This is a genomic window from Mesorhizobium subarcticum (assembly GCF_055456085.1).
Window position 1 is genome coordinate 6093707 of record NZ_CM144237.1, and the last position, 12109, is coordinate 6105815.

Annotated in this window: 10 protein-coding genes; 8 read left to right on the forward strand and 2 right to left on the reverse strand. The window is 61.9% G+C overall.

Going from position 1 to position 12109, the window contains the following annotated elements; translation table 11 throughout:
- Positions 1-3 precede the first annotated feature (3 nt).
- A complete protein-coding gene (locus tag ACZYHG_RS29920) occupies positions 4-906 on the reverse strand; it encodes a LysR family transcriptional regulator (protein ID WP_464611642.1) in 903 nt (300 codons plus the stop codon).
- 115 nt (positions 907-1021) lie between these two features.
- On the opposite strand from ACZYHG_RS29920, the gene ACZYHG_RS29925 reads away from it, so the two are divergent.
- From ACZYHG_RS29925 to ACZYHG_RS29960, 8 genes are all read left to right on the forward strand, one after another.
- Positions 1022-2677, forward strand: coding sequence for an ABC transporter substrate-binding protein (locus tag ACZYHG_RS29925; protein WP_464611643.1), 1656 nt, complete (start codon positions 1022-1024; stop codon positions 2675-2677).
- Positions 2678-2769: 92 nt separating this feature from the next.
- Positions 2770-3567 (forward strand): DUF427 domain-containing protein, encoded by a 798-nt coding sequence (locus ACZYHG_RS29930; protein ID WP_464611644.1) that lies wholly within the window; start codon positions 2770-2772, stop codon positions 3565-3567.
- A 97-nt stretch (positions 3568-3664) separates the two neighbouring features.
- Positions 3665-4252 carry a hypothetical protein gene (locus ACZYHG_RS29935; RefSeq protein WP_464611645.1) on the forward strand — a complete coding sequence of 196 codons (588 nt, stop codon included), beginning with the start codon at positions 3665-3667 and terminating at the stop codon, positions 4250-4252.
- A 56-nt stretch (positions 4253-4308) separates the two neighbouring features.
- Positions 4309-5073, forward strand: coding sequence for an SDR family oxidoreductase (locus tag ACZYHG_RS29940; RefSeq protein ID WP_464611646.1), 765 nt, complete (start codon positions 4309-4311; stop codon positions 5071-5073).
- A 421-nt stretch (positions 5074-5494) separates the two neighbouring features.
- Positions 5495-6469: an ABC transporter substrate-binding protein gene (locus ACZYHG_RS29945; RefSeq protein WP_027034119.1), complete on the forward strand. Its 975-nt coding sequence runs from the start codon at positions 5495-5497 to the stop codon at positions 6467-6469.
- A 77-nt stretch (positions 6470-6546) separates the two neighbouring features.
- Positions 6547-7620 carry a quaternary amine ABC transporter ATP-binding protein gene (locus tag ACZYHG_RS29950; protein WP_464611647.1) on the forward strand — a complete coding sequence of 358 codons (1074 nt, stop codon included), beginning with the start codon at positions 6547-6549 and terminating at the stop codon, positions 7618-7620.
- Positions 7617-9596, forward strand: coding sequence for an ABC transporter permease (locus tag ACZYHG_RS29955; RefSeq protein WP_464611648.1), 1980 nt, complete (start codon positions 7617-7619; stop codon positions 9594-9596). The genes ACZYHG_RS29950 and ACZYHG_RS29955 overlap by 4 nt, the downstream gene beginning before the upstream one ends.
- A 7-nt stretch (positions 9597-9603) precedes the next feature.
- Entirely contained in the window at positions 9604-10404 is an 801-nt protein-coding gene (locus ACZYHG_RS29960) for a hypothetical protein (RefSeq protein ID WP_464611649.1), read from the forward strand.
- Positions 10405-10512: 108 nt separating this feature from the next.
- Here ACZYHG_RS29960 and ACZYHG_RS29965 read toward each other — a convergent pair whose 3' ends face one another.
- A complete protein-coding gene (locus ACZYHG_RS29965; protein WP_464611650.1) occupies positions 10513-11871 on the reverse strand; it encodes an NAD(P)-binding domain-containing protein in 1359 nt (452 codons plus the stop codon).
- Between the last annotated feature and the right edge of the window lie 238 nt (positions 11872-12109).

Genomic DNA, 12109 nt, shown 5'->3' on the forward strand with positions numbered 1-12109 from the left:
CGGCTACCTCAGGCCGGCCATGCTGAGCGAACGGTCACCTTCCGAGAATCCCTGGCCTTTCGCCCAGTCCCCTGCCAAGGTGCGCAGGCCGGTCAGCGCGACGTCCAGCACATCAGACGAAACCGGGTTGGACGGATAGGCAAGATAGATCGGCCGCTGGAACACTGGCGCATTGTCGATGCGTCGCATCTCACCGCGCTCGATATGGCCGCTAACGGCGCTGAGCGGGAGGTAGGCCGAAGCTTGCTGCGACAGCACATGCTGCAGGCCGATGAAGACCAACCCCGCTGAAATGGCCGGCTTGACCATGCCGGCAAAGGCGCGGTCATGCTCGATGCGGAATTCCAGCCCCCAGTCCATCAGGATGTAGTTGTCAGTCCACGGCTTCGTCTGCGCCGCATGCTGGACCAGCACCACCTGATCGACGGCCAGTGTCTCGTAGACGATGCCGGGATGCGGGCGCGGCAGATAGAGAATGCAGATGTCGAGCAGGCCTTCCGCCAGCTGGTCGATCGCCAGATCCGGAAAACTGCCTTCGAGCCTTAGCGCCACATTCGGCCGCTCAGTGCGCATCCACTCGACCCAAGGCGAGGTGATCAGATCCCAGAGATAGGCGGGAGCGGTCAGCCGCAGCAGTGTCTCGTAGCCATCGGGAACCGCGATATCCTGTCTTGATTGCTCCCAGGTGCGGGTGATGGAGGAGGCGTGCGGCAGGAACTGCCGCCCAGCCGGCGTCAGTGTCACGCCGTCGCGGTCGCGCACGAAAAGCCGGCGCCCCAACTGCTCCTCCAGCCCCCTGATCCGCGCACTGACCGTGGACTGGGCGAGATTGAGCCGGCTCGCCGCAACAGTGAAGCTGCCATGTTCGGCGACCTCGAGGAAACTGCGCAGGTTTTCGGTATCCATGCTCACACCTCGCATCGAAAATTTCGATGACCCCTATCTAAAAATATCGCTTTCCGGTCGCCGTCAACAATGACCTAAATGGCCAATCTCCCCAGGGCAAGCGAGGAATGCAGCCATGCCAAGGCATTTCATGACGATTGACACTGCTCGCAAAAACCTCACGGCAATCGAAAATTCCGCTGTCGACGAGTTGCTGGCCGGCCGGCTCGACCGCCGCGATTTCCTGCGCCATGGCAGCGTGCTCGGCCTTTCCCTGCCGTTTCTGGGCAGCCTTGTTACGGCGGCCGGTTTCGGCACGCAGAAGGCTCGCGCCGAAGGCAAGCCAGGCGGCACGGTGCGCGCAGGCGTGGCGACGCCGGGCGGTGCCATCAATCCCGTCACCTACTATGACAGCGGCAGCTACCAGCTGGTTTTCCAGACCGCCGAGTTCCTCTGCATCACCCAGCCTGACCTCACCTTGAAGCCGGTGCTGGCGGAAAGCTGGTCGCCGAACGAGGACGGCAGCGTATGGACCTTCAAGCTGCGCAAGGGCGTGAAATTCCACAATGGCGAGGACTTCAAGGCCGACGACGTGGTCGCGACCTTCGACCGGCTGGCCGACCCCAATGGCGCCTCGAACGCGCTTTCCGTGTTCAAGGGCCTGCTGTCGAAGGGCGGCACGCAGAAGGTGGACGACCACACAGTCGCCTTCCATCTCGATGCGCCGAACGGCAGCTTTCCCTATTCGGTGTCGATCGACAATTACAACGCCGTCATCCTGCCGGCGAGCTACAAGGGCGACTACGAGAAGACCTTTGAAGGCACCGGCCCGTTCCGGCTGGAGAGCTACACGCCGAAGGTCGGCGCGACCTTCGTGCGCAACCCCGACTATTGGGGCGAGAAGGCGCTGCCCGACCGGCTCGAGTTCAAATTCTATGGCGACGTGCAGCCGCGCATCCTGGCGCTGCAAGCCGGCGAGGTCGACATCCTCGACGCCGTTCCGCTCGATGTCAGCCAGGTGGTGCTGAACAGCCCAGACATCACAGTGCTGCGTGTCGCCTCGACTGCGCACCGCCAGCTGCATATGCGCTGCGACACCGGTCCCTTCACCGACAAGCGCGTGCGCCAGGCGCTGGCGCTCAGCATCGATCGCTCCAAGTTGGTCGATGGCCTGTGCCGCGGCATGGCGGCGACCGGCAATGACAGCCCGTTCGCGCCGGCCTTCCCTTCAACCGACAAGTCGGTGCCACAGCGCGTCCAGGACATCGCCAAGGCCAAGCAACTGCTTGAAGCGGCGGGCCTCGGCAGCGGCTTCGACATCACGCTGACGACGCTGCGCTATTCCGACATTCCCGGTTACGCGCAGCTGTTCCAGAATTCCGCCAAGGAAATCGGTGCCCGCATCGCGCTCAACATCGAGGACCAGGACAAATATTACGGCAAGGCCGTGTTCGGACAGTCGGACTGGCTGGACAGTCCGTTGGGGATCACCGACTACGCGCATCGCAGCGTGCCGAACGTCTTTCTCAAGAGCCCGCTGGTCAGCGACGGACCATGGAACGCGGCGCATTTCAAGAGCCCGGCCTATGACGGCATGGTCACCAGCTACCTCAAGGCACTCGACATCGGCACACAGCGCGCGGCTGCCTCGGACATCCAGAAACTGTTGCTCGACGAGACACCTGTCATTTTCAGCTACTTCCCGGATCTGCTGGTGCCGGTGCGCAAGAATGTCAGCGGCCTGCCGCCGATTGCCGCAGGGCTGCTGCTCGATCGCGTATCCATAGGGTGAGCCCCGTGTCCAACCGCACGGCCACTAAAACAAGCAGACGGGAGACTACCATTCGCAAGCCTCATTTGCGCGGTCGCGGACCGCACTTCCCCTTGCTCGACAATATCGTGCAGTACGACTTCGAGCCGGGCTACATCGCTTTCACCATGCCGATGCAGAAGCGGCTGCGTGTAAAGGTGGGGTCGATGATCGTCGCCGATACGACCAAGGCGCTGGTGCTCTACGAAAGCGACCATCTGCCGGTCTACTATTTCCCGATGAGCGACGTGCGCGAGGAGTTCCTGCTGCCGAGCACGACGACGACCGAGAGCCCGTTCAAGGGCGTCGCCACGCATTATTCGTTGAACACCGGCATCACGCTGGTCGAGGATGCCGCCTGGCGCTATGCCGATCAGGTCAAGGGATCGCCTGACCTGTCGGACTATATTTCCTTCTACTGGCCCAAGATGACGCATTGGTATGAGGAGGACGAAGAGATTTTCGTCCACGCCCGCGACCCGTTCCGGCGCGTCGACTGCTTGCCCTCGTCGCGGCGTGTGCAGGTCATCCTTGATGGCGAGCAGGTCGCCGATTCACGCCGCGGCGTCTTCCTGTTCGAAACCGGCCATCCGGTGCGCCATTATCTGCCGATCTCGGACACGCGGCTCGATATGTTTTCGCCCAGCCGCTATATTTCGCGCTGCCCCTACAAGGGCATCTCCAACTATTATCACGTGACGACCAAGGCCAAGCGGCACGAAAACCTTGTCTGGTATTATCCCGAACCGGTGCACGAGGCCGAGCGCATCAAGGGGCTGGTCTGCTTTCACCACGAACTGGTCGACAAGATCCTGGTCGACGGCGTCGAAATTCCAAAAGAGGCCACGGCCGCGTCCAGCGGCTATTTCTGAGCGGTCACTGGCTGACCCCGTTCGAGTCATCCAGAGTTTCGCGTTTTCGTTCGCCCGGGCCAGTGCTACGCTGGGCTTCCGTGGCGGACGATTGCTCATGAAAACAGCATTACATCATGTGGCCCTTCCCTGGCTCATCGCCCTCGTCGCGGTACCTGCACCGGCGTTATCCGAAAGTGTACCGGCGTTCGAGCTCAAGCTCGATATCGACCAGGACGGCAAGATGGATCGGGCGATAGTGATGCAGGAGCTTGGTGGGTCGGCCGATCTCTATATTTACCTGGCAGCCGGCGAGGAGAAGCTCGATCCCGCGCGCCGGCCGGATTTCGTCAGGAAAGGCCTGACCGAAGACCGGGTTACCGACCTTGAAAGCAAGGGCAAGGGATCGCTGGTGATCACGTCCTGCTTCGGCTGCGGCGCCAGCAAGTCGACGGAGGACACGCTGACCATCGTCTACCGCAAGGGCCAATTGCTGGTCGGCGGCTACAGCCGCAGCTGGGACTGGAACCAGCAGACGTCTGATGGCGTCAGGACGACGGTCGGTGGCTGCGACATCAACTATCTCACCGGCAAGGGCACCGTCTCCAAGGACCTTGAGCATGCCAAGCCGATCAGGGGCAAGTTCAAGCCGGTGCCACTCAAGGATTGGTCCGCCAGCAAGCGTCCTAAAGCCTGCGAGTTCTAAAGAGGTTGATCCAAAGACCGCATAGGCAATAACCTCCTCGAAACGGGGAGGGCTTGATGGATCTTTTCAAACTGGACGGTGATGTCGCACTGGTCACGGGCGCAGGCAGTGGCATTGGCCAGGCAATCGCGATCGGACTGGCCGAGGCGGGTGCCGATGTTGCCTGTTTCGGCCATGCGTCGAAGGGCGGGTTGGAGGAAACCGCACACCGGATCACGGCACTCGGGCGCAAGGCATTGGTGCTGACCGGCACGGTAACATCCGAGAGCGATCTCGCGGCGGCAATCAATCGCGTCGAGGCAGAGCTTGGCGTGCTGACCATCGCCGTCAACAATGCCGGTATCGCCGGCTCGGTGCCGGCCGAGACGATGTCGCTTGAGACATGGCAGAAGGTGCACGAGGTCAATGTCGCCGGCGTATTCCTGTCGTGCCAGGCCGAGGCACGCAAGATGCTTTCGCGGCGCAAGGGCTCGATCATCAACATCGCCTCGATGTCGGGCACCATCGTCAACCGTGGACTGACGCAGGCGCACTACAATTCCTCGAAGGCCGCCGTCATCCATATGTCGAAGAGCCTTGCCATGGAGTGGGCGGACCGGGGCTTGCGCGTCAATGTGGTCAGCCCGGGCTACACGCTGACGCCGATGAACAAACGGCCCGAGGTGGCGGAGGAGATAAAGATCTTCAAGCGCGACACACCGATGGGACGCATGGCGGCGCCGGAGGAGATGGTCGGGCCGACCGTGTTCCTGGCCAGCCGCGCATCGAGCTTCGTCACCGGCCTCGACCTCATCGTCGATGGTGGCTACGTCTGCTGGTAGGACCGCATGAGGCAGAACTTTGCCTGCAGTCTGAATTTGTGCATCCGCGAAGCGTTAGTCGTTGCACGACATGAACCTTGGTATATATAATTTCATCCTATGAAACGGCCCGGGCGAGATGGGACTTGCCGGGCCAGCAGCCGAGATCATGGGACCTTGATGGCTTGCACCTTGCAGGGCGCCGCAAGACTGGCAATTGATCCGCAGGCGATCGCTCCCTCAGCGATCCATCGGCAGCCATGACGCTGGCCCTCCCGACGGCATCCATCATATCAGAAATTCGGTACAATCCTGTCTGCGCCGGCTTTAACGGCGACGCGGCGGCAACGGCCTTGCGCAACGACCAACCTTTCCACCAAAATCATAAAAAGACGCAAGAAGGGAACGAACAATAACCGCCACAGCTTGAAGGAGAACAAGCATGTTATTTCGCAGCTATATCTCGAAGTTATTGATGAGTGCCGTCGCGCTCGCGACACTTAGCGTGTTGACACCTTCCGCACGGGCCGCAGCGCCGGAATCCAACGACCCGATCAAGATCGCGCTGTTCGACTGGACCAGCGTCAACCTCAACGCCAAGATCCTCGGCGGCATCCTGGAAAAGCTCGGCTATACCGTCGAGTACCCGACCGCCGATTACCTCTCCAGCCTGACCACCGGCCTTACCAACGGCGACCTCGATGTCGGCCTGGAATTCTGGGACACGACCGCCGGCGAAGCCATGAAGGCGTCTGATGCCACCGGCCAGACGGAGCGGCTCGGCAAGCTCGGCCCGAAGGCCAAGGAAGAGTGGTGGTTTCCCGAATACATGAAGGCGAAATGCCCGACCTTGCCGGACTGGCATGCGCTGCTCGACCCGACATGCGCGGCGTCGTTCTCGACGGCCGAGACCGCGCCCAAGGGGCGCTATCTCGGCGGCCCGGTGACCTGGGAAGGTTTTGACGACGAGCGCGTCGCGGCGCTGAAACTGCCGTTCACCGTGATCCACGCCGGCACCGACGCGGCGATGTTTGCCGAGCTCGACTCTGCCTATCAGCGCAAGGCGCCGATCATGCTGTGGATCTATTCGCCGCATTGGGCGCCGGCCAAGTACAAGGGCGAGTGGGTGCAATTCCCCGAATACACGCCCGAATGCTACAACGACCCGAAATGGGGCGTGAACCCCGACGCCAAATATGATTGCGGCAAGCCGCATGGCGAGATCTGGAAATACTCCTGGAACGGCATGAAGGACAAATGGCCGATCGCCTACAAGGTGGCCAAGGCCTACACGATCGACACCGACGAGCTCAACAAGATGAGCGGCGAGATCGACCTTGACGGCAAAAAACCGGAAGACGTCGCCGCCGCCTGGATCGCCGCGCATGAGGCCGACTGGAAAGCCTGGGCGCAGTGATCGTTCCTGCTGGAAAAATGGGACCCGGCCGTTGATCGGCCGGGCCTCAAATCTTGATATTCCAGAAGGACGATTGGATGACGACTGAACAGGGATCGACGCAACCGGGCACGGACGACCGCCCGGTAAAACTTGCCTGCCGCAATGTCTGGAAACTGTTTGGATCGAACGCGGCCAACTTCATCCGCGAACGTGACGGCAAGACCAGCATGGCGGATATCGCTGCCGCCGGACTGGTCGGCGCGGTACGGGCCGTCGACCTCGAAATCCGCCAGGGCGAGATTTTCATCATCATGGGCCTGTCGGGCTCTGGCAAATCGACACTGGTCCGCTGCATGTCGCGGCTGGTCGAACCGACGCATGGCAAGGTCGAGTTCGAAGGCAAGGACCTGCTGAAGATTTCCGACGCTGCACTGATCGAGCTCCGGCGCCACCGCATGGGCATGGTGTTCCAGAATTTTGCTTTGCTGCCGCATCTCAACGTGCTCGACAACATCGCTTTTCCGCTTAGCATCCAGGGGCAGGATCGGGCAACGCGCGAGGCGCGGGCGCGCGAAGTCATCGAACTGGTCGGCCTGCGTGGCCGCGAGCATTTCTATCCGCGCGAGCTGTCCGGCGGCCAGCAGCAGCGCGTCGGCATCGCCCGCAGCCTCGCGACCAAGCCGGAAATCTGGTTCCTCGACGAGCCGTTCTCCGCACTGGACCCGCTGATCCGTCGCGAGATGCAGGACGAGCTGATGCGGCTGCAGACCATGCTGCACAAGACCATCGTCTTCATTACCCATGATTTCGACGAAGCCATAAGGCTGGCCGACCGCATCGCCATCATGAAGGACGGCGAGGTCATCCAGACCGGCACGCCGGAGGAACTGGTGGTCAATCCGGCGACCGACTATGTCGCCGAATTCACCCGCGACGTCGACCGCGCCAAGGTGATTTCCGCGCGCAGCCTGATGCGCCCCTGCGACGGCACCGAGCATGGTGGCACGGTGGCGCCGGACGCCAAGATCGCCAGTTTCTCGGCCAGCATCGTTTCCGCCGGCAAGCCGTTCGCCGTGGTCAATGGCAGCGGCAAACCGATCGGCGAGGTGACGCCGCAAGCGGTGATCGATCTGCTGGCTGGCATCGACCGTTCCGGAGCCCGCGCATGACGGTGACGGCAAGCGCCAGCGAGGCAAGGCCGCCGCTTCAGCGCTGGCTTGTTGTCTGGGCGGCTGCAATCGCCGCTGTGCTCGTGGTGTTCATGCTGCAGGACTCTGTGCCTTGGGCCGTCAACTATCCGGCAGATGCGGTCGTCCCCGTCGCCGACTGGGTCAGCGCGCTAATGGGCTGGATCAAGTCGAACCTGTCGTGGTTGACCCGCTCGATCACCGCGGTGCTTGGCGTGCCGCTCGACTTCGCGCTCAATCTCTTGGCCAAGAATTTCAAATTCGGCCATGGCGCCGACACGGTCGTCTTGCCGCGCCTGTCCTGGGTCGGCGTGTGCGCGGCCGCCTTCCTCGCCGGCCACGCCGTGGGCGGTCGCAAACTCAGCCTGCTGGTCGGCGGCTGTTTCCTCTACATCGCTCTGTTCGGGCAGTGGACCAGCGCCATGCTGACGCTGGGGCTGATCTCCATCGCCGTGCCGTTCTGTATCGTCACCGGCCTGTTCGCCGGTATCTGGGCCTGGCGCAAGCCGTGGGCCGAAAGGCTTGTTGTCTCCCCTACCCTTGATTTGATGCAAACGATCCCGACCTTCGCCTACCTCATCCCCATGCTGCTGCTGTTCGGCAACAGCCCGGTTTCGGCGATGATCGCGACCGCCATCTTTGCCACGCCGCCGATGGTGCGGGCAACGATGCTTGGCCTGTCGCGGGTGCCGTCCGAGATCGACGATTTCAGTGAGATGGCCGGCTGCACGGCGCGGCAGAAACTGTGGCGGGTGCTGTTGCCCTCGGCGCGGCCGACGCTGATGGTCGGCGTCAACCAGGTGATCATGCTGGCGCTCAACATGGTGATCATCGCCTCGATGATCGGCGCCGGTGGCCTCGGCTACGACGTGCTTCTGGCGCTGCGCGCGCTGAAGGTCGGCGAGGCGATGGAAGCCGGTCTCGCCATCGTCGCGCTGGCCATCGCGCTCGACCGGCTGAGCCAGGCCATCGCGCACAAACAGGCAAAGGGCAGTGTTCATCAAGAGGCGAGTCCGAGCTTGTGGCGGCGTTACCCCAATCTGATGCTGGCCATCGCCATCCTTGCCGTCACCACGCTGCTTGGCCTGTTCGTGCCGGCCTTCGCCGCGGTACCGAAGGCGATCACCTTCACCACCGCGCCGCTGTGGAAGGCGGCGGTGAACTGGGTGACGATCAACTTCTTCGACATCATCGAAGCGTTCCGCGTGGCGCTGATCCTCAACGTGCTGAACCCGGTGCGCGCCTTCTGCGAAGGCTTTCCATGGCTGGGCGCGGTGTTCTTGCTCGGCCTTGCCGGCTATCAGCTTTCCGGCCTGCGCCTGGCTGCTCTAGTCGCCGCACTGACCGCTTTTTGCGCCGTCACCGGCCTTTGGGAAAAAACCATGGCGACGGTCTATCTCTGCGGCATCTCGGCCTTCATTGCCTGTCTGATCGGCATCCCGATCGGGCTCGCGGCCGCGCGCAGCGACCGCTTCGAGAAGATCGTCACGCCCATCATCGACACGCTGCAGGTGCTGCCATCCTTCTGCTTCATCATCCCCGTGGTGATGCTGTTCCGCGTCGGCGACGTCACCGCCATGATCGCCACGGTCGCTTTCGCAGTGGTGCCGGCAATCCGCTACACAAATCACGGTATCCGACAGGTGCCGCCGGCGCTGATCGAAGCGGCCAAGGTTTCTGGCTGCACGCCGCGCCAGACCTTCTTTCGCGTGCAATTGCCGCTGGCGCTGCCGGAGATCATGCTGGGCGTCAACCAGACGATCCTGATGGCGCTGGCGATGATCATTATCTGCGCCATGGTCGGCACGCGTGATCTCGGCCAAGAAGTGTTCATCGCGCTGTCCAAGGCCGATTCCGGCCGCGGCATCGTCGCCGGCCTGGCCATCGCCTTCATCGGTATCGTCGCCGACCGGCTGTTCAATGCCTGGACGGCGAAGGCGCGGGCAAGACTGGGATAGAAGCCGAATGGCCGAGCCAGGCGAACCGCCTTTCACCGTTCTCGTCTTCGACATGGCCAGGACCGGCGAACCGGATGGCGAGCATATGGTTCGCGGATTTGAGACGCTGGATGCGGCAACCTCCTACGCCATTGCGCGGGTCCGCGCCTCGGTGGAGGAACTGCGCAAGCCCGGCATTGCTGCTGCCGAGCTGCGCCAGCTCTGGCACATCCATGGCGAAGACTGTTCGGTGCTGAACGCCAATGTGCGCGGCAGCGATCTTCTCGACGACTTTATCGCGACGCCGGCGACTTCAGCCGAATGCAACTGGCAGGTTCTGGCACCAAGGTTGCGCCGCTTCCGCGCCTCGCTGCTCATCTCCAACGATAGCGACAAATCCGTCTGGGCCGGCGGCTTTTTCCGCTCGACCTACAAATTATCGCGCGACGGCCTGCTCGACCATTTTCGCGACGACGCCATTGCCGCCTTCAAAGCAGAGAATATCGAGCCGGCGGAGCCGACGAAGCTCATGGTCGCCAATTACTTCGAACTTCCCGACCCGCCCTACCCGCCGCCAGGTGTGGCGCTACGGTCCTGGAGGGTCGAGGTCGGCTTCGTCTGCCACGATGTGAAGTTCGGCGCAGATGCCGCCGGCGTCTTCGCCTGGCCGCAAGAGCCGGCCGACTGGGCGCTCAGAACCATGCAGTTCCTGCTGATGGCCGACATGATGGCAATGCGCGGTGATGGCCCGGACTGGGCCAACGACTGCGACGTTCTCTCCTCAGAGGTGACCGAGACAGATGCGGCTCCGGACTATCCGCTGGATTGATGCGCAGCAGTCTCTAGCTGGGTCATGATCTCGGGACAAACGAAACCGTTTGTCCGAGAAAACCGGTTCCACTTTTTGCTTCGCTGACCTCCGGTTCGGGATCATGGCCTACTCCGCCGCCACACCCTTCACTTCGAGATAGCTTTCCATGGAATCATCCAGCGCCTGCAGCCAAGGTGTGTGGTGCAGCGGTGCCATGGTGCCGGTCATCAGCGAGCGGTAGGCGTGATCGCGAAAACTCATAATGTCTTCGCCCTTGTGATGCTCCCATTCCATGAAGGTCTGGTTGACCGCCTCGACGTCGAAGCCGGGATAGTCGGTCTGGTCCATCAGCTCCTTGGTGTAGTCGCCCTGAAACCAGATCATCTGCTCGGCGTCTTCCAGCGTCTCTTCGCGTGCGCGCCACTTGGCGCCATGCGCGGCCATCGCTTCGGCCGACGGCAGCTTGATGCGGCCCATGATGACGTCACGCGCGAACCAGGCCTGCGCGTCGAACATGTTGAAGGTGTAGAACTGGTCCTGCATGCCGATATAGGACAGCTTCGGGTTCTTCTCCCAGACCACGCCTTCATAGAGGCTGTCCGGCCACATGCGGTTGGCGGTCTTGAGCTTGAGATCGTCGGTGAGGAACGGGAACGAATGCAGATAGCCGGTGCACAGGATGATGGCGTCGACGTCCTTGGTGGTACCGTCCTTGAAGTGGGCCGTTTTGCCGACGACCTTCTGCAGCAGCGGCACCTCTTTCCAATTGTCCGGCCATTTGAGACCCATCGGCTTCGAACGGTAGCTGGAGGTGATCGATTTGGCGCCGTATTTGTAGCATTGCGAGCCGATGTCCTCGGCCGAGTAGGAGCGGCCGATGATCAGGATATCCTTGCCCTTGAACTCCATCGCGTCACGGAAATCATGGCTGTGCAGGATGCGGCCGTTGAAGGTGGAAAAGCCTTCGAAATAGGGAACGTTGGGCACCGAGAAATGTCCGGAGGCGACGACGACATTGTCGAACTCCTCCGAATAGGTGACGTCGTTGGTGCGGTCATGCGCGGTGACGGTGAACTTCTTCGTCTCGTCCGAAAAGGTGACCATTCGCACCGGGCTGTTGAAGCGCACCCATTTGCGCAGGCCTGATTTCTCGACGCGGCCCTTGATGTAATCCCACAGCACGGCGCGCGGCGGATAGGAGCCGATCGGCCGGCCGAAATGCTCTTCGAACGTGTAGTCGGCGAATTCCAGGCATTCCTTCGGCCCATTCGACCAGAGGTAACGGTACATCGAGCCGTGCACGGGATCGCCGTGTTCGTCGAGACCGGTGCGCCACGTGTAGTTCCACAGGCCGCCCCAGTCGGACTGCTTTTCGAAGCAGACGATCTCGGGAATGTCGGCGCCCTTGTCGGCAGCCGACTTGAAGGCCCTGAGTTGTGCCAGGCCGGACGGTCCGGCGCCGATGACGGCAACACGCGTTTTCATTTCCAGGGCCTCCTCATTTTTGATTTCCCCAGCGAAACAAATTTCACTGACAGTGACACTAATTGGCGCTTTGGTGCTGTCAACAGACATCTGTGGGAACGGCGTTTGCGCGGACAGGATTCCTGGCGAAAAACCTTCGCCGGCGGAATTCATGGGATCGCCAGTTGGGACTTAAGACGGCTTGCCGACACCGCCGCGCTGCTGTATCGCCACGGAATATGTTCACCTTGAGTGAAAT

Bases quoted from the DNA above. Each gene is read 5' to 3' on its own strand.
- ACZYHG_RS29920 (WP_464611642.1), bottom strand. From the start codon at position 906: ATGGATACCGAAAACCTGCGCAGTTTCCTCGAGGTCGCCGAACATGGC.
- ACZYHG_RS29925 (WP_464611643.1), top strand. From the start codon at position 1,022: ATGCCAAGGCATTTCATGACGATTGACACTGCTCGCAAAAACCTCACG.
- ACZYHG_RS29935 (WP_464611645.1), top strand. From the start codon at position 3,665: ATGAAAACAGCATTACATCATGTGGCCCTTCCCTGGCTCATCGCCCTC.
- ACZYHG_RS29940 (WP_464611646.1), top strand. From the start codon at position 4,309: ATGGATCTTTTCAAACTGGACGGTGATGTCGCACTGGTCACGGGCGCA.
- ACZYHG_RS29945 (WP_027034119.1), top strand. From the start codon at position 5,495: ATGTTATTTCGCAGCTATATCTCGAAGTTATTGATGAGTGCCGTCGCG.
- ACZYHG_RS29950 (WP_464611647.1), top strand. From the start codon at position 6,547: ATGACGACTGAACAGGGATCGACGCAACCGGGCACGGACGACCGCCCG.
- ACZYHG_RS29955 (WP_464611648.1), top strand. From the start codon at position 7,617: ATGACGGTGACGGCAAGCGCCAGCGAGGCAAGGCCGCCGCTTCAGCGC.
- ACZYHG_RS29960 (WP_464611649.1), top strand. From the start codon at position 9,604: ATGGCCGAGCCAGGCGAACCGCCTTTCACCGTTCTCGTCTTCGACATG.
- ACZYHG_RS29965 (WP_464611650.1), bottom strand. From the start codon at position 11,871: ATGAAAACGCGTGTTGCCGTCATCGGCGCCGGACCGTCCGGCCTGGCA.